Consider the following 17,379-nt stretch of genomic DNA (forward strand, 5'->3'; position numbering starts at 1 on the left):
CGGCTTCCGGGGCGGGCAGGTCGTCCGTGTCAGCCGGACTCGGTGACCTTGCCGTACGACACCTCGACGCGACGGGTCGTACGGACCGCCTCCAGCATCCGCCGGTCGTGGGTGACCAGCAGGAGGGTCCCGGTGTAGGCCTCCAGCGCGGACTCCAGCTGTTCGATCGCCGGAAGGTCCAGGTGGTTCGTCGGCTCGTCCAGGACCAGCAGGTTGACGCCCTTGCCCTGGAGGAGGGCGAGGCCGGCCCGGGTGCGCTCGCCGGGCGAGAGCGTGGTCGCGGGGCGCAGCACATGGGCGGCGCGCAGGCCGAACTTGGCGAGCAGGGTGCGCACCTCGGCGGGCTCGGTGTCGGGGACGGCCGCGCAGAAGGCGTCCAGCAGGCTCTCCGTGCCGTGGAACAGCTTGCGCGCCTGGTCGACCTCGCCCACCACGACACCGGAGCCGAGCGTGGCGTGGCCGGAGTCGAGGGGCAGCCTGCCGAGCAGGGCGGCGAGCAGCGTGGACTTGCCGGCCCCGTTGGCGCCGGTGATGGCGACCCGGTCCGCCCAGTCGATCTGCAGGGTGGCCGGACCGAAGGAGAAGCCGCCGCGGACGACGGCGGCGTCGCGCAGGGTGGCCACGACGGAACCGGAGCGCGGGGCGGAGGCGATCTCCATCCGCAGGTCCCACTCCTTGCGGGGTTCCTCGACGACGTCGAGGCGCTCGATCATGCGCTGGGTCTGCTTGGCCTTCGCGGCCTGCTTCTCGCTGGCCTCGCTGCGGAACTTGCGGCCGATCTTGTCGTTGTCGGTGGCCTTGCGGCGGGCGTTCTTGACGCCCTTGTCCATCCAGCCGCGCTGCATCTGGGCACGGCCTTCGAGCGCGGAACGCTTGTCGGCGTACTCCTCGAACTCCTCGCGGGCGTGGTTACGTGCCCGCTCGCGCTCCTCCAGGTAGGAGGCGTAGCCGCCGCCGTAGAGGTTGATCTGCTGCTGGGCGAGGTCGAGTTCCAGGACCTTGGTGACGGTGCGCATCAGGAATTCGCGGTCGTGACTGACGACGACGGTGCCGGCCCGGAGCCCGGAGACGAAGCGCTCCAGGCGCTCCAGGCCGTCGAGGTCCAGGTCGTTGGTGGGCTCGTCGAGGAGGAAGACGTCGTAGCGCGACAGCAGCAGCGAGGCGAGACCCGCGCGGGCCGCCTGGCCGCCGGAGAGGGCCGTCATCGGGAGGTCGAGACCGACGGTCAGGCCGAGGTCCGCGGCGACCTCCTCGGCGCGTTCGTCGAGGTCGGCGCCGCCGAGGGAGAGCCAGCGCTCCAGCGTCTCGGAGTACGCGTCGTCCGCGCCGGGAGCTCCGTCGACCAGGGCCTGGGTCGCGGCGTCCATGGCGGCCTGGGCGTCCGCGACCCCGGTGCGGCGGGCGAGGAACTCCCGTACGGACTCGCCCGCGCGCCGCTCGGGCTCCTGCGGGAGGTGTCCGACGGTGGCGGTGGGCGGGGAGAGCCTCAGCTCGCCCTCCTCGGGCCGGTCGAGACCGGCGAGCAGGCGGAGGAGCGAAGATTTGCCGGCGCCGTTGGCTCCGACGAGACCGATCACGTCGCCCGGCGCGACCACGAGGTCGAGCCCTGCGAAGAGTGTGCGGTCGCCGTGTCCGGCGGCGAGTTCCTTGGCGACGAGAGTGGCAGTCATCAGGGTGACGATCCTAACGAACCGCGGGGGCCCTCCTTGCCGGGCCGGGGTGCGATCATGATCGGTCCGGCCCTCGGCACACGGGCGGGGCCGATGCGCTGACAGGGGTGAGCACGGTGACGGATGTGGTCGTGGTGGGCGGCGGGGTCAGCGGGCTGACCACGGGGTTGCTGCTGGCGGAGCGCGGCCTGCGGGTGCGCGTCTGGTCCAGGGACCCGGCGCCGGCCACCACCTCGGCCGTAGCCGGGGCGCTGTGGTGGCCGTACCGGATCGAGCCCGAGGCGCTGGTGGGTGACTGGTCGCTCGAAACCCTCCGGGTGTACGAGGAGCTGGCGGCGGCCCCCGACGAGACCGGTGTCCGCATGGTCGCCGGGGTGCACGGGGGCGAGCGGCTGTCCGCGCTCGGCCCCTGGGCCCGCGGCCTGAAGGACGTCTCCGAGGTGGCGGAGGGACTCCGGGTGACCCTTCCGCTGATCGACATGCCGGCCCACCTCCGCTGGCTGGAGGACCGGCTCAGGGCTGCGGGAGGCACGGTCGAACGGCGTACGGTGCGCGGTTTCGCGGAGGCCGCGGCCGAGGCGCGGGTGGTGGTCAACTGCACCGGCCTCGGCTCCCGTGAGCTGGTGCCGGATCCCGGGGTACGGCCGGTCAGGGGCCAGCTGGTCGTGGTGGAGAACCCGGGCATCGACGAGTGGTTCGCCGATGCCGATCCGGCGTCGAGCGCGACGACGTACCTCTTTCCGCAGCCGGGCGGGCTGGTGCTGGGCGGCACGGCGGAGGCGGACGATCCGCGCACGGAGCCCGATCCGCGTACGGCCGAGGAGATCGTGGCGCGGTGCGCGCGGGTGCGGCCCGAGATCGCGGGGGCGCGGGTCATCGGTCACCGGGTGGGGCTGCGGCCGTCCCGGGACGCCGGGGTGCGCATCGAGGCCGAGGAGCTGCCGGGCGGCGGGCTGCTGGTGCACAACTACGGCCACGGCGGCGCCGGGGTGACGGTGGCCCGGGGCTGTGCGCGGGCCGCGGCCCAGCTGGTGGGCTGAGCCGCAGCCGGTGGGCCCGGCAGCGCCCTCAGGCCCGCGGGTCGTTCTTGTGGCGTTCGTCGGTGGTGACGTCCGTGGTGCCGGGGCCGATCCGGATCTCGAAGTCCCCGTCGTACTTGGCGTGTCCCTCGATGACGGCGGATTCGACGGCCTCCACGCCGAACTCCCTGCGGACGATCATCGGGTCGTGGCGCAGGTCGCGCATGAGCGCGACGCACATCCCGACCATCACGATGGTGAAGGGCGCGGCCACCAGGATGGTCAGGTTCTGGAGGCCCGCCAGGGCGTCCCCCTGCCCGTTGCCGATAAGCAGCATGACCGCCGCGACGGCCCCGGTGACGACGCCCCAGAAGATCACGACCCACTTCGCGGGTTCGAGGACGCCCTTCTGGGAGAGCGTCCCCATCACGATCGAGGCGGCGTCGGCGCCGGAGACGAAGAAGATGCCGACGAGGATCATGACGAGGATGCTCATCACGGTGGCGATCGGGTATTCGTGGAGGACCCCGAAGAGCTGGGCCTCGGGGGTGTCACCGACGCCTCTGAGCCTTCCGTCCCTCTGCAGCTCGATCGCCGAGCCGCCGAAGACGGCGAACCAGACGAGACTGACCGTGCTGGGCACCAGGATCACGCCGCCGACGAACTGCCGGATCGTGCGGCCGCGGCTGATCCTCGCGATGAACATGCCGACGAAGGGCGTCCAGGAGATCCACCACGCCCAGTAGAAGACGGTCCAGCTGGCGAGCCAGTCGGCCACTTTGCCCTCTCCGGTCGCCTCGGTCCGGCCGGCGAGCTGGGCGAGGTCACCGAAGTACGCCGCGATCGAGGTGGGCAGCAGGTCCAGGATGATGATGGTGGGGCCGACGACGAACACGAAGATCACCAGGATCAGCGCGAGCACCATGTTGATGTTGGAGAGCCATTGGATGCCCTTCTCCACACCGGAGACCGCCGATGCGACGAAGGCGGCCGTCAGGACCGCGATGATCGCGACCAGCAGGCCGGTCCCGGTCTTCTCCATCCAGTTGAGCTCCTGGAATCCGCTGCCGATCTGCAGGGCCCCGAGACCCAGCGAGGCCGCGGAGCCGAAGAGCGTCGCGAAGATGGCGAGGATGTCGATGATGCGGCCGACGACCCCGTGGGAGTGCCGCTCGCCGATGAGCGGGATGAACACCGCGCTGATGGTCTGCCGCCGGTGCCGGCGGTAGGCGCTGTAGGCGATGGCGAGGCCGACGACCGCGTAGATCGCCCAGGGGTGGAGCGTCCAGTGGAACAGCGTGGTCGCCATCGCCGTCTGCATGGCCTCGGCCGCGTCGGCGGGGTGCGTTCCCGGGGGCGGATCGACGAAGTGGGCCAGCGGTTCGCTCACTCCGTAGAACATCAGGCCGATGCCCATGCCGGCGCTGAACATCATCGCGACCCAGGAGACCGTCCTGAATTCGGGCTCCTCCCCCTCCTGGCCCAGCGAGATCTTCCCGTAGCGGCTGATCGCGAGCCAGAGGGCGAAGACCACGAAGCCGGAGGCCGCCAGCATGAAGGCCCAGCCGCCGTTGTGGATGAGGCCGTTGAGCAGCGTGCTGGAGACGTCCTCCAGCGAGTCGGTGGCCGTGGCGCCCCAGATCACGAAGGCGATGGTGAGCACTGCGGAGACGCCGAACACCACCCGGTCGGTCGTGGGACGGCGACCGTGGTGCGGATCGGTAGGCAGATCGGCCGTTACCGGCAGATACCCCCCTCGCCCGCCCGTTCCCTGCTCATCATGTGACACAAATGGCACCTTTCACGCAATGCGAATATTTCGCTCTCCGTAGGCAGTACCACACTCGGTGCGCATCTTCCGGGATCCCCGAGCGGTACACGCACGACCGTTTGCGGAGCGCACGGGTCCGCGTCTCCGGCTTCGGGCCCCTCCGACCGGGCCGATAGGCTGACCGCGTCCGTGCCCAAACCTGCCGGTTCCAGCCGTTCCCAGCCCCGGGCGCGCGTGTACGAGGAGCGACCTTTGCCCGACCCGACCCCCGATCCGCAGCGTGATGCCCGGCCCACCCTGGAGGCCGTGGCGGCCCGCGCCGGTGTGTCCAGGGCGACGGCGTCCCGAGTCGTCAACGGCGGTGCCGGCGTGCGCCAGCCCCTGGTGGACCAGGTGCGCAAGGCGGTCGACGAGCTCGGCTACATCCCGAACCACGCGGCACGGACGCTGGTGACCCGGCGCAACGGCGCGGTCGCCGTGATCATCGACGAGCCGGAGTTCCGGATCTTCTCCGACCCGTTCTTCTCCCGCCAGATCCGCGGGATCAGCCGCGAGCTCAACGCCCACGACGCGCAGCTGGTCCTGCTCCTGGTGGAGGGCAGCGGCGACTTCGACCGGGTCACCCGTTACCTGGCAGGGGGCCATGTGGACGGTGTGCTGGCCTTCTCCCTGCACACCGACGACGAACTGCCCGCGATCATCCGGCGGTTCCGCGTCCCGACGGTCTACGGGGGCCGCCCGGAACACTCGTCGTCCGGCGGGGATGCACCGCAGGTGCCTTACGTCGACTGCGACAACCGGGGCGGTGCCCGCGAGGCGGTGCGCCATCTGGTCTCGCTCGGGCGGCGGCGCATCGCGCACATCGCCGGGCCACGCGACCAGACGTCGGCGCTCGACCGCATCGACGGGTACCACGACGTGCTCCCCGACGCGGGGAGCGAGCTCGTCGTGGAAGGGGACTTCACCACGGAGGGCGGGGCCAGGGCCATGGCGGGTCTGCTGGACGCCCGTCCGGACCTGGACGCCGTCTTCGTGTCCAACGACCTGATGGCGTCGGGCGCCCTGCGGGTGCTGCGCGAACGGGGTGTCCGGGTGCCGGAGGACGTGGCGGTGGTCGGGTTCGACGACATGACGTCGGTCGCCGAGGCCGCCGTGCCTGCGCTGACGACGGTGCGTCAGGACGTCGAGGGCATGGGGCGCCTGATGGTGCGGCTGCTGATGGAGCGGCTGAACAGCGACACCGGGACGTGGCCGGAGTCCGTGATCACCCCGACCGAACTGGTCCGCCGGGCCTCGGCCTGAGGCCCCCGGCGGCCCGCCACCGGGCCCGCGCCGATCTGGCGCGCGGCAGATAGCGCAGCCGCTCCGGGAGCACGGGGACGATCCGCCGCACCACGGCCCCGAAGCGCCGCAGGCGACGCTCCTGCCCGGGCGTCCAGTCGAGCCCGATGGCCTCGCGGGCGTCCGGCGGCATCAGCCCGACGGTGAGGAAGCTGCGGAACCGCGCCAGCGGCGGGAGGAGCACCGGCCACAGCGCCTTCAGGACCAGCCGCAGCACGAGAGGGCCCCGGTCGGGCGGCGGTACGGGGAGGTCGGTGGCGACCAGTTCGCGTACGACGACGGTGGCCTCCACCTCCTCGGCCAGCATCGAGCGGTAGTACGGCCAGAACTCCTCGATCGTCTGCGGCATGTCCCGGTCGTGGATGCCCAGCACCCGGCCGACCTGGAGCCACTCCTGGTACAGGGCGCGCTCCTGCGCCTCGGTGAGCGGGCGGATCAGGTAGCGCGACGCGTGCCGGTAGACGGGGAAGCCCGTGGCGTGCACCCAGGCGTAGTTCGCGGGGGTGAGCGCGTGGTAGCGGCGGCCCCGGGTGTCGGTCCCCTGGATCGTACGGTGCAGCTTCCGCAGCCTGCGCCCCTCCTCCGCGGCGGCCTCTCCCCCGTACACCCAGAGCTGGAGGGACCTCAGGGACCGCTCGCCGCGTCCCCAGGGGTCCGTGCGGAAGACCGAGTGCTCGTCGACGCCGGCGCCGACGGCCGGGTGCGCGACCTGGAGGGTGAGAGCGGCGGGCAGCATCAGCAGTCCGCGGATGTCACCGGCGAGGCTCCACAGGACGCCGCCGGGCGGGGGCGGTGCGGGCTCTCCTGCGCTGGTCATGCGGGTGCTCCCAGGTATCGGCGGGTGCTCGGGCCGGCGCCCGGACCCGTGTGTTCCAGTATGCGATCGCGAGGGCGGCCGGCGGTCCGCGGGGGCGGCGGCACCCGCTCCACGAGGGATGTGCGGGTTCCCCTCCTGGAATTCGTGTCAGCAGTGTTGACGCGCCTCGTGAAACAAGTCAATAGTATTTGTAACTTTGACTCTCGGTGACTCCCGTCCACAGAGGAGGTTGCACACCATGGGCCGCTACAGCCGACTGCACGAGATCCGCCGGATGGATCCCTCGCGCGACTGCGCCGAGATACTCCGGCTGATGTCCCAGTACGAGTTCCCGTGGGACTACCGGCAGGGAATCAGCGTCGCCTTCCTGCGCGACTACGGCGTCCCCAGGATCTCCGTACTCCTCGACCGCACCCAGGAGTTCGAGCGCAACGGTCAGAAGCGCTACGACGACACCGTCCTGTTCGGGTACGAGATGGCGGCCGAGGGCTTCGACTCGGAGCGCGCCCGGGCCGCGGTCCGCCATCTCAACCGGATCCACGGCAGGTACCGCATCCCGAACGAGGACTACCTCTACGTCCTGGCCACCACGGTCGTCGGCCCCAAACGCTGGATCGACCGCTTCGGCTGGCGGCCCCTGTGCGCGCAGGAGGCGGGGGCGCTGGCCGAGGTGGGGCGGCGGATGGCGGCCATGATGGGCATCGAGGGCGCTCCCGACAGCTACGAGGGATTCGAGCGGCTGCTCGACTCCTACGAGGACCGGATGTTCGCGTACGACCCGGCGAACCGCCGCGTCGCCAACGCCACGTTCCGGGTCATGGCGGCCTGGTACCCGGCCCCGCTGCGCCCCCTGGCGGCCAGGTTCTCGCTCGCCCTGCTGGACGAGCCGTTACTCCGGGCGCTGGGCTTCCCGGCCCAGCCACGATGGGTGCGCGCCTCGGCCGTACGGCTGGTGCGTGCCAGGTCGCACGGTGTGCGGCTGCTGCCCGCTCGGCCCCGGTGGCTGCCCTCACGTCCCCGGCCCCGCAGCTACCCCTTCGGATACCGGCTCGACGACCTCGGTCCGCACTGGGCGCAGAGCCGCCCGCTGGAACCCCTGCCGATGGAGAAGTCATGACGAACGGAACGGACCGTGCGGTGCACGGCATCGAGGACATCCGCACGGCGGTGGCACGGGGCAGGACCGCGGGCCGGGGCTGGGCCGCGCTCGGGGCGCGGGGACGGCGCGCGGCCCTGCTGCGGTGGAAGCGCGAACTGGCCGCCCGCGCGGACGAGTTCGCTGCGGTGATCGCGGCCGAGACCGGCAAGCCGGTGCACGACGCCCGCTCGGAGGTGCTGCTGACCCTGGTCCATCTGGACTGGGCGGCGCGCAACGCCCGCCGGGTGCTGGGCCGGCGGCGGGTGCGCTCAGGCCTGCTGTCGGTCCATCAGCGGGCGCTGCTGGCCTACCGCCCGCTCGGGGTGATCGGTGTGATCGGCCCCTGGAACTATCCGCTCTACACACCGATGGGCTCGATCGGCTACGCGCTCGCCGCGGGCAACGCCGTGGTGTTCAAGCCGTCCGAACTCACCCCCGGCGTGGGGGTTCTGCTGGCCCGGAGCTTCGGCGAAGCCGTCCCGGACCACGCGGATCTGCTGCAGGCGGTCACCGGCCCGGGGTCCACCGGGGCCGCCCTGGCCGGCGCGGACGGGCCGACCGGTGTGGACAAGGTGGCCTTCACCGGCTCGCCCGGCACCGCCCGCAAGGTGGCCGCGGCCTGCGCGGCCACTCTGACCCCGCTGCTCGCCGAGTGCGGGGGCAAGGACGCGGTGCTGGTCGCGGCGGACGCCGATCTGGACGCGGCGGCCGACGCGATCGTGTGGGGCGCCATGGGCAACGCCGGCCAGACCTGCGCCGGCGTGGAGCGGGTGTACGCGGCGGCCTCGGTCCACGAGGCCCTGTGCTCACGCATCGTGAGCCGGGCACGGGCGCTGGTGCCCGGTGAGGCCTACGGCCCGCTCACCCTGCCGTCCCAGCTCGGGGTGGTGGGACGCCAAGTGAAGGAGGCACTGGTGGACGGCGGCACGGCCGAACTGGGCGGCGCCGACGCCCTGCGGACCCGCGTCCTCGGGCCGGTGGTGCTGTCCGGGGTGCCGGAGGATTCACCGGCGGTGACGGAGGAGACCTTCGGGCCGGTCGTCGTGGTGAACCCGGTGCGCGACATGGACGAGGCCGTGGAGCGGGCCAACGCGTCGGCGTACTCACTGGGCGCCGCCGTGTTCACCCGCTCCCGGGCGGCCGGACTCGCGCTGGCGGAGCGCCTCGGTTCCGGCGCCGTGTCGGTGAACTCGGTGCTCGGCTTCGCCGCGATCCCCTCGCTGCCCTTCGGCGGTGCGGGCGAGTCGGGGTACGGGCGGATCCACGGCGAGGAGGGGCTGCGGGCCTTCGCGGCGCCGCACTCGGTCACCGTGCGCCGGTTCGCACCGGCGGTGGACCTGACGTCCTTCGCGACCCCACGGGAGAAGGCCGCCCGGGCGGTGGAACTGGGCAGGAAGCTGCACGCCCGGTTCTGAGGGCGGTGGCACCCGGTCACACGGCGCTGAGCAGCGGCACCAGATAGCGGCGGGCGAAGGCACCCACCTGCTCGTCGTCGTCCAGTTCGAAGCAGCTCACCGGATTGAGGAGGAAGGAGACGGTGATCCGCACCATCAGTTCGGCGACCGGTGTCGGGTCCGTCTCCGGCCGTCCCTCCGCGCGCCGGGCGCGGCGGAGCCGGTCGGCCAGGTATCCGCGCATCGCGAGGAAGGCGGGACCGCTCTCCAGGGTGAGGAAGGGGAGCATGATCTCCGGCTCCAGCCTCAGCAGGCCGCCCACCAGCGGGTGTTCACGGATGTGCTTGAGGACGGCGACGAAGCCGGCGACGAGCCTGTCCTCCATGGTGGGGAGTGCGGCGACCGCCCCGTCCACGTCCACGACGAAACGGCGGTACTCCCGCAGCAGACAGGCGGAGACCAGGCTGTCCTTGTTGCCGATCCGGCGGTACACCGTGACCCGGGAGACCTTGGCGCGCTTGGCCACGTCGTCGACGGTCGAGCGGCGCAGGCCGAAGGTCATGAACTGCTCGCGGGCGGCATCCAGGATCTGTTCGCTCAGCGCGTCGGACGGTGGCCTCCCGGCGAGGGCCCTGCCCAGCAGTGTCTCGTCGTCACCCGGTGCCGCCATGAGTCCTCCCCGTCCGCCGTGACCACTCAACCATATCGATCACGCAACGGTGTTACCTGGTCCGTTTCTTTGTAACTCTGCTCTCCGGAGGTCTTCCATGTCCACGGTCCACGCTCTCCCGCGGTCGGTCTCGGCCGAGCAGCGGGCCTTCGCCACGGCCCTGCGCGACTTCGCCCGGCGCGAGTGCGGTACGCGTGAGCAGCGCGACGCGCTGGCGGCGGAGGCCGGCGGACCGCACGCCCCGTCGCTCTACGCGCGGCTGGCGGAGCTCGGCTGGCTCGGTGTGTGCCTGCCGGAGGCCTACGGGGGCTCGGGCGGCGGGATGACGGATGCCTGCCTCTTCCTCCGGGAGACGGCGCGCGGCCTCGTCCCGGCGGGCGGGTTCATCACCTCGGTGATCACGGCGAAGGCGTACGAGCGTTTCGGCAGCGAGGCGCAGTGCAAGGCGGCGGTCGGGGGTGCGGTGGCGGGCCAGGTGCTGTCCATCGCGATGTCCGAGCCGGACGCCGGGTCGGACGTGGCGGCGCTCCGGTGCAGGGCGGATCGCACACCGGACGGCGGCTGGCTGGTCAACGGTCACAAGACGTGGATCTCCAACGCGCATCTGGCCGAGCACATCCTGCTGGTGGCCCGGACCGGCTCGGGCGGCGCGAAGCACGACGGGCTGACCATGTTCCATGTCCCGGCACGGACGCCCGGGGTCGAGATCCGTCCCATCGAGACGATGGGCGGCCGTGAGGTCAACGACGTCTTCCTCACCGATGTTCGGCTGCCGGCCGACGCCGTCGTGGGCACGGCGGACCGCGCCTGGACCCAGCTGATGGCCGGTCTGAACGCGGAGCGGCTCTTCCTGGCGGCGAACATGCTGGGCCTGGCGGAGCGGATCCTGGAGGACACGGTGGCGTACGTACGGGGGCGCGAGCAGTTCGGCCGCCCGGTCGGCTCCTTCCAGGCCCTGCGGCACCGGCTGGCCGACCTGGCGACCGAGATCGAGTGCGCCCGGCTGCTGGTCTTCGACGTGGCGGCGGCCTGCGACGCCGAGCCGGAGAAGCTGTTCCCCCGCGAGGCGTCCATGGCGAAGCTCAAGGCGACCGAGACGGCGAAGCACGCGGCGCTGGAGGGCATGCAGATGATGGGCGGCTACGGCTACGCGACCGAGTACGACATGGAGCGCCATCTGCGGGCGGCGGTCGTGTCGACGGTGTACGGCGGCACGAGTGAGATCCAGCGCGACATCATCGGCAGGAGCTACGGCCTGTAGCGGACGGCCGGCCCTGGGCGGCCCGGGGCCGGGGCCCCCGGCTCGGCGGCCCTGCCCCAGCCGCCCAACCGGCCCCCGGTCAGGTGCCGCTCTCCTCGTACAGGGCGTCGAGCAGGTCGCCGTACCGGTCGCGGATCACCCGGCGGCGGAGCTTCAGCGAGGGGGTGAGTTCGCCGGTCTCCGGGCCCCACTCCCGTGTCAGCAGCCGGTAGCGCTTGATCTGTTCGGTGCGGTTCAGCCGGGCGTTGGCGGTCTCGACGGCGCGCGCGATCTCCGCGTGCACCTCGGGGTGTCCGGCCGGGTCGCCGTCGATCCCGCGGGCCGCCGCCCAGGCCGGGGCCACCTCCGTGTCGAGGACGAGCAGGGCCACGAGGTAGGAGCGCCCGTCGCCGTGGACGAGGGCCTGGCCGATCAAGGGGTGTTCCTTGAGGGTGTTCTCGACGAGCGCCGGGGAGACGTTCTTCCCGGTCGAGGTGATGATCATTTCCTTCTTGCGGTCGGTGAGCCAGAGGTAGCCGTCGTCGTCGATGCGGCCGATGTCCCCCGTCGGGAACCAGCCGTCCGCGTCGAGCGCCCCGTCCACGGTGCCGTCGGCCCGCAGGTACCCGGCGAACACGGTCTCGCCGCGGACCAGGATCTCGCCGTCGTCGGCGATCCGGAGTTCCAGGCCGTCGAGCGGCCGTCCCACCGAGCCGAGGCGGAAGGCCGACGGGCTGTTGGTGGTGAACACCCCGACGGTCTCGGTGAGTCCCCAGGCGTCCATGACGACGATGCCGAAGCCCGCCCAGAAGCGCACCACGTCGAGCGGCATCGGCGCCGAGGCGCTGGCCGTCCACACCAGCCGTTCGAACCCCGCCAGCGAGAGCAGGGGGTCCAGCACGGTCTCCTTGGCCTCCCGGTACGCGGCTTCCAGCCCGGCGGACGGCTCCTCGCCGCGCTCCCGGCAGGCCACATGCTCACGGGCCGTCGCGTTCGCCGCCTCGACGGCGCTCAGCCGCTCCTCGGGCAGTGCGGCCAGGGCGGCACGGACGGATGCGGCGAGCTTCTCCCACACCCGGGGCACACCGAAGAACTGGGCGGGGTGCAGAGCGCGCGCGGTGGCGGCGACCGCCGCGGTGTCGGCGCAGAGATGGACGTGCGAGGCCCGGAAGACCGGCAGGTAGATGCCCAGCATCCGCTCGGCGATGTGGGCGAACGGCAGGTAGCAGATGTGCGCGACGTGGTCCGGCAGTTCCACGACCCGGTCCAGGGCCAGCGCGTTGACGACGACACTGCGGTGGGTGAGGGGCACCGCCTTCGGGTCGCCGGTGGTCCCCGAGGTGTAGACGACGGTGAGCGGGTCCCCGGCGCGGGTCTCCCGCCAGGCCTTGTCGAAGGCCTCGTCGCTCCGCAGCCGCTCTCCCGTCCCGTGCAGCGTGCCGTACGTCCGATGCGGTCCGGCGGCGTCCGGCTCCACGACGACGAGCCTCTCCAGCGGTACGGTGGCGTCCGCCAGCAGGGGCTCCCAGCGCTCCCGCTCCCGGTCGCCCTCGACGATCGCGAACCTCGCGCGGCTGTGGCGGGCGATGTGCGCGATCTGGCCGGGTGCCGCGGTCCCGTACACGGTGACGGGGACGGCACCGAGGTGGGTGAGGGCCAGGTCGCTCAGCCAGTGCTCGGGCCGGTTGCTCATCATCATGAGGACCTGCTCGCCGCGTTCCACCCCCAGGGCGCTGTAGCCGGCGGCCAGCACGGCCGTCTCATGACGTACCTCGCGCCAGGTGAGGGTGGTCCACCCGGCGCCGTCCGCCGCGCGCCAGGAGAGAGCGGGGAGATCCCCGTGGTCCTCGGCATTGCGCAGCAACAGGGCGGGGAGTGTGAGCAGTTCGGGTGCGGTGGGGAGTCTCAGGATCGTGGTCACGGCCGCCTCCTGTCCGTTCGGCCGGACCGTGCGGTCCGTACCGTGGGTGGGACTGCGCTTCGATGCTGCCGGACACTTTCACAACAGTGGTGAGACAGCAATACTGTTGCACCTGTTCGGTACACAGGCACAGGCACGACGGCACGGGACCAGCGGGCCCCGGCAACGAGGAGTGGACATGGCGACCGGGACCGACGAGCCGACGCTGACCGTCGACGAACTGGCGGCGCGTGCGGGAGTGACCGTGCGGACCGTGCGCTTCTACAGCACCAGAGGTCTGCTGCCCCCTCCGGTGATCGGGCCCCGGCGCGTCGGGCACTACGGGCACGAGCATCTCTCCCGGCTGGCCCTCATCGAGGAGCTCCAGCACCAGGGCATGACGCTGGCCGCCATCGAGCGCTACCTCCAGCAGCTGCCGCCCGATCTGAGCGCGCAGGACCTGGCGATCCACCGCGCCCTGGTGGCGTCGTGGGCCCCGGACTCGGCCGAGGACATGGAGCGGGCCGAGCTGGAGCGCCGGGCGGGACGGCCCCTCAGCGAGGAGGACGTGGACCGGCTGGGGGCCATGGGGGTCCTGGAGCGCCCCAGGAAGCCAGAGGGGCCCTTCCTGGTCGACCCGGGGCTCCTGCGGCTCGGGGTGGAACTCCTGGACGTACCCATCGCCCACGAGACGATCCTCGCGGCGCGCACGGTCCTGCTGGAGCACACCCGCTCCGCCGCCCACGAGCTGACCCGGCTGTTCCGTGACGAGGTGTGGAACCCCTACCGGGAGCGGGAGTCGGACCCGGAGCACGTGAAGGCGATGAAGTCGCTCTCGGCCCATATGCAGCCGATGGTGCTCCAGGCCCTGCTGACGGCCTTCCAGCGGTCGCTGAAGGAGGAGCTGCGAGCCGCGTTCACCGCCGGTGAGGACGGGTGAACACAGCCCGCGGGGCCGCCGTCAGTCGTGGAACGTCTCGCCCTTCTCCGCCTTCTCCAGCAGGAGGGCGGACGGCAGGAAGCGGTCGCCGTAGCGCTCGGCGAGCTGCTGGGCGCGCGCCACGAAGCCGGGCAGGCCGCCCTCGTACCCGTTGATGTACTGGAGCACGCCACCGGTCCAGGCGGGGAAGCCGATGCCCATGATGGAGCCGATGTTGGCGTCGGCGACGGTCATCAGGACGTTCTCCTCCAGGCAGCGGACGCTGTCCAGTGCCTCGGAGAAGAGCATCCGCTCCTTCATGTCCTCGAAGGGCACATCGGTGCCGGGCTTCGTGAAGTGCTCGCGCAGGCCCGGCCAGAGCGCCCCGCGCCCGCCGTCCTCGCCGTACTCGTAGAAGCCCGCTCCCCCGCTGCGGCCGGGCCGTCCGAACTCGTCGACCATCCGGTCGATGACCGCGTCCGCGGGGTGCTTGGCCCAGCTGCCGCCCGCCTCCTCGACGGCGCGCCGGGTCTCGTTGCGGATCTTGCGGGGCAGGGTGAGCGTCAGCTCGTCCATGAGGGAGAGCACCTTGGCGGGGTAGCCGGCCTGCGCGGCCGCCTGTTCGACCGACGCGGGCTCGACGCCCTCGCCGACCATGGCGACGCCCTCGTTGATGAAGTGGCCGATGACGCGTGAGGTGAAGAAGCCGCGGGAGTCGTTGACGACGATCGGGGTCTTCTTGATCCGGCGCACCAGGTCGAAGGCGCGGGCGAGGGCCTCGTCGCCGGTCTTCTCGCCCTTGATGATCTCGACGAGGGGCATCTTGTCGACGGGCGAGAAGAAGTGCAGCCCGATGAAGTCCACCGGCCTGCTGACGCCTTCGGCGAGCACGGTGATGGGCAGCGTCGAGGTGTTGGAGCAGAGCAGCGCGTCGGGGTCGACGATGTCTTGGATCTCCTGGAACACCTTGTGCTTGAGCGCGGTGTCCTCGAAGACGGCCTCGATCACGGCGTCGCAGCCCGCGAGGTCGGCCGGGTCCCCGGTCGGGGTGATGCGGGCCAGCAGCTCGTCGCGCTTCGCCTCGGTCGTGCGGCCCCGGGAGAGCGCCTTGGCGAGGAGCTTCTCGCTGTACGCCTTGCCCTTGGCCGCCGCTTCGGTGGAGACGTCCTTGAGGACGACGTCGATGCCGGCGCGGGCGCAGGAGTAGGCGATGCCCGCGCCCATCATCCCGGCGCCGAGGACGGCGACCTTGCGGACCTGGCGCTCCTCGACGCCGTCGGGGCGGCTGGCACCGGAGTTGACGGCCTGGAGGTCGAAGAAGAACGCCTGGATCATGTTCTTGGCGACCTGGCCGGTGACCAGCTCGGTGAAGTAGCGCGCCTCGATGGTCTGGGCGGTCTCGAAGTCGACCTGGGATCCCTCGACCGCGGCGGCCATGATGTTGCGGGGCGCGGGCATGGGTGCGCCGGCGAGCTGCTTCTTCAGGTTGGCCGGGAAGGCCGGCAGGTTGGCCGCGAACTTCGGGTTCGACGGAGTGCCGCCTGGGATCCGGTAGCCCTTGACGTCCCAGGGCTGCTGCGACTCGGGGTGGGCGTCGATGAAGGCGCGGGCCTTCTCCAGCATCTCCTCGCGGGTGGCGGCGACCTCGTGGACGAGGCCGTTCTCCAGGGCCCGCTGCGGGGTGTACTGGGTGCCCTGGAGCAGGACCTTCAGCAGGGCGTCGGTGATGCCCATGAGCCGTACGGTACGGGTGACACCGCCACCTGCGGGCAGCAGCCCGAGGGTGACCTCGGGCAGGCCGATCCGGGAGCCGGGGGCGTCCAGGGCGATGCGGTGGTGCGCGGCGAGCGCGATCTCGTAACCGCCGCCGAGCGCCGCGCCGTTGACGGCCGCGACGACCGGCTTGCCGAGCGTCTCGATACGCCGCAGCGACCTCTTGATCGAGGTGCCGGCGTCGAAGGCGTCCTGGGCGTTCTCGGGACCGATCCGGATCATGTCCTTGAGGTCGCCGCCCGCGAAGAAGGTCTTCTTCGCGGAGGTGTAGATGATGCCGCGGATCGAGTCCTTCTCGGCCTCGGCGCGCTCGGCGACGGCCGCGATGGAGTCGCGGAACGCCTGGTTCATCGTGTTGGCGGACTGGGTGGGGTCGTCGAGTACGAGGGTGACGACGCCGGTCTCGTCCTGTTCCCAGCGGATGGTCGTGCTCTCGGTCATGTCGGTGTCTTCTCCGTAAGCAATGGTGGCCGGGCAGGACGGTCAGAGGCGCTCGACGACGGTGGCGATGCCCATGCCGCCGCCGACGCAGAGGGTGGCGAGGCCGTAGCGCTTGTCCTGCCGCTCCAGCTCGTCGATGAGCGTGCCGAGGATCATCGCGCCGGTCGCACCGAGCGGGTGGCCGAGCGCGATCGCGCCGCCGTTGACGTTGACCTTGTCCAGCGAGAGGCCCATGTCCCGGGCGAAGCGCAGGACGACTCCGGCGAAGGCCTCGTTGATCTCGACGAGGTCGATGTCGTCGATGGTGAGCCCGGCCTTGGCCAGTGCCTTGCGGGTGGCGGGGGCGGGTCCGGTGAGCATGATGGTCGGCTCGGAGCCGGAGACGGCGGCGGAGACGATCCGGGCGCGCGGGGTGAGCCCGTAGCGCTCGCCGGTCTCCTTGGAGCCGATGGCGACGAGGGCGGCGCCGTCGACGATCCCGGAGGAGTTGCCCGCGTGGTGGACGTGGTCGATCTTCTCGACCCAGTGGTACTTCTGGAGGGCCACGGCGTCGAAGCCGCCCATCTCGCCGATCGTCGCGAAGGACGGCTTGAGGGAGGCGAGGGAGTCGGCGGTGGTGCCGGGGCGCATGTGCTCGTCGTGGTCGAGGACGAGCAGGCCGTTGCGGTCCCGGACCGGGACGACGGAGCGGGCGAACCGCTCCTCCTTCCAGGCGATCGCGGCGCGCTCCTGGGACAGGGCGGCGTACTCGTCGACGTCGCGCCGGGAGAAGCCCTCGACGGTGGCGATCAGGTCGGCGCCGATGCCCTGCGGGGCGAAGCCGGTCTCGAAGCTCGTCATCGGGTCCATGGCCCAGGCGCCGCCGTCGGAGCCCATGGGCACCCGGGACATCGATTCGACGCCGCCCGCCAGGACGAGGTCCTCCCAGCCCGAACGGACCTTGGCGGCGGCCAGGTTGACCGCTTCGAGACCGGAGGCGCAGAAGCGGTTCTCCTGTACGCCCGCGACGGAGTCCGGGAGTCCCGCGGCGATGGCGGCGATACGGGCGATGTCGGAGCCCTGGTCGCCGAGCGGGCTGACGACGCCGAGGACGATGTCGTCGATGGCCGCCGGGTCGAGGCCGGGGAACCGGTCGCGGATCTCGTGGATGAGGCCGACGACGAGGTCGATCGGCTTGGTGCCGTGCAGGGCTCCGTTGGCCTTGCCGCGGCCGCGCGGGGTGCGGATCGCGTCGTAGACGAATGCTTCGGTACTCAAGGCAGCTGCCTTTCGGGTTCGGGGCGGGG

General features: G+C 71.7%; 13 protein-coding genes. 6 read left to right on the forward strand and 7 right to left on the reverse strand.

The window, feature by feature from the left end:
- Positions 1-29 precede the first annotated feature (29 nt).
- Positions 30-1,670, reverse strand: coding sequence for an ABC-F family ATP-binding cassette domain-containing protein (locus ACIRD8_RS32320; RefSeq protein WP_403999518.1), 1,641 nt, complete (start codon positions 1,668-1,670; stop codon positions 30-32).
- Between the two features lie 107 nt (positions 1,671-1,777).
- On the opposite strand from ACIRD8_RS32320, the gene ACIRD8_RS32325 reads away from it, so the two are divergent.
- Positions 1,778-2,710: an FAD-dependent oxidoreductase gene (locus ACIRD8_RS32325; RefSeq protein ID WP_403999521.1), complete on the forward strand. Its 933-nt coding sequence runs from the start codon at positions 1,778-1,780 to the stop codon at positions 2,708-2,710.
- A 28-nt stretch (positions 2,711-2,738) separates the two neighbouring features.
- Here ACIRD8_RS32325 and ACIRD8_RS32330 read toward each other — a convergent pair whose 3' ends face one another.
- On the reverse strand, positions 2,739-4,478 hold the full coding sequence (locus ACIRD8_RS32330) for a BCCT family transporter (protein WP_403999524.1): 1,740 nt from the start codon (positions 4,476-4,478) through the stop codon (positions 2,739-2,741).
- Between the two features lie 234 nt (positions 4,479-4,712).
- On the opposite strand from ACIRD8_RS32330, the gene ACIRD8_RS32335 reads away from it, so the two are divergent.
- A complete protein-coding gene (locus ACIRD8_RS32335; protein WP_403999527.1) occupies positions 4,713-5,762 on the forward strand; it encodes a LacI family DNA-binding transcriptional regulator in 1,050 nt (349 codons plus the stop codon).
- Here ACIRD8_RS32335 and ACIRD8_RS32340 read toward each other — a convergent pair.
- Positions 5,725-6,618 carry an oxygenase MpaB family protein gene (locus ACIRD8_RS32340; RefSeq protein ID WP_403999530.1) on the reverse strand — a complete coding sequence of 298 codons (894 nt, stop codon included), beginning with the start codon at positions 6,616-6,618 and terminating at the stop codon, positions 5,725-5,727. The genes ACIRD8_RS32335 and ACIRD8_RS32340 overlap by 38 nt on opposite strands.
- Before the next feature lie 238 nt (positions 6,619-6,856).
- On the opposite strand from ACIRD8_RS32340, the gene ACIRD8_RS32345 reads away from it, so the two are divergent.
- Both ACIRD8_RS32345 and ACIRD8_RS32350 read left to right on the forward strand, forming a co-directional pair.
- Positions 6,857-7,735 carry an oxygenase MpaB family protein gene (locus ACIRD8_RS32345; RefSeq protein WP_403999533.1) on the forward strand — a complete coding sequence of 293 codons (879 nt, stop codon included), beginning with the start codon at positions 6,857-6,859 and terminating at the stop codon, positions 7,733-7,735.
- Positions 7,732-9,171, forward strand: a complete 1,440-nt coding sequence (locus tag ACIRD8_RS32350) for an aldehyde dehydrogenase family protein (protein WP_403999536.1) — start codon at positions 7,732-7,734, stop codon at positions 9,169-9,171. Before ACIRD8_RS32345 ends, ACIRD8_RS32350 begins: the two co-directional genes overlap by 4 nt.
- Before the next feature lie 16 nt (positions 9,172-9,187).
- Here the strand turns inward: ACIRD8_RS32350 and ACIRD8_RS32355 are convergent, their stop codons facing one another.
- The gene (locus ACIRD8_RS32355; protein ID WP_403999539.1) at positions 9,188-9,820 is read right to left on the reverse strand and encodes a TetR/AcrR family transcriptional regulator; all 633 of its coding nucleotides are present in this window, start codon (positions 9,818-9,820) and stop codon (positions 9,188-9,190) included.
- Between the two features lie 97 nt (positions 9,821-9,917).
- On the opposite strand from ACIRD8_RS32355, the gene ACIRD8_RS32360 reads away from it, so the two are divergent.
- Entirely contained in the window at positions 9,918-11,081 is a 1,164-nt protein-coding gene (locus tag ACIRD8_RS32360; protein ID WP_403999542.1) for an acyl-CoA dehydrogenase family protein, read from the forward strand.
- A gap of 79 nt (positions 11,082-11,160) precedes the next feature.
- On the opposite strand, the gene ACIRD8_RS32365 is transcribed toward ACIRD8_RS32360, so the two are convergent.
- The gene (locus tag ACIRD8_RS32365) at positions 11,161-12,981 is read right to left on the reverse strand and encodes an AMP-dependent synthetase/ligase (RefSeq protein WP_403999545.1); all 1,821 of its coding nucleotides are present in this window, start codon (positions 12,979-12,981) and stop codon (positions 11,161-11,163) included.
- A gap of 178 nt (positions 12,982-13,159) precedes the next feature.
- On the opposite strand from ACIRD8_RS32365, the gene ACIRD8_RS32370 reads away from it, so the two are divergent.
- Positions 13,160-13,900 carry a MerR family transcriptional regulator gene (locus ACIRD8_RS32370; protein WP_403999548.1) on the forward strand — a complete coding sequence of 247 codons (741 nt, stop codon included), beginning with the start codon at positions 13,160-13,162 and terminating at the stop codon, positions 13,898-13,900.
- 21 nt (positions 13,901-13,921) lie between these two features.
- Here ACIRD8_RS32370 and ACIRD8_RS32375 read toward each other — a convergent pair whose 3' ends face one another.
- Positions 13,922-16,093, reverse strand: a complete 2,172-nt coding sequence (locus ACIRD8_RS32375; protein ID WP_403999550.1) for a 3-hydroxyacyl-CoA dehydrogenase NAD-binding domain-containing protein — start codon at positions 16,091-16,093, stop codon at positions 13,922-13,924.
- Positions 16,094-16,135: 42 nt separating this feature from the next.
- On the reverse strand, positions 16,136-17,350 hold the full coding sequence (locus ACIRD8_RS32380; protein WP_403999553.1) for an acetyl-CoA C-acetyltransferase: 1,215 nt from the start codon (positions 17,348-17,350) through the stop codon (positions 16,136-16,138).
- Between the last annotated feature and the right edge of the window lie 29 nt (positions 17,351-17,379).

The organism is Streptomyces sp. NPDC102451, from assembly GCF_044765485.1.
In the GTDB taxonomy this organism is placed as follows: Bacteria; Actinomycetota; Actinomycetes; order Streptomycetales; family Streptomycetaceae; genus Streptomyces.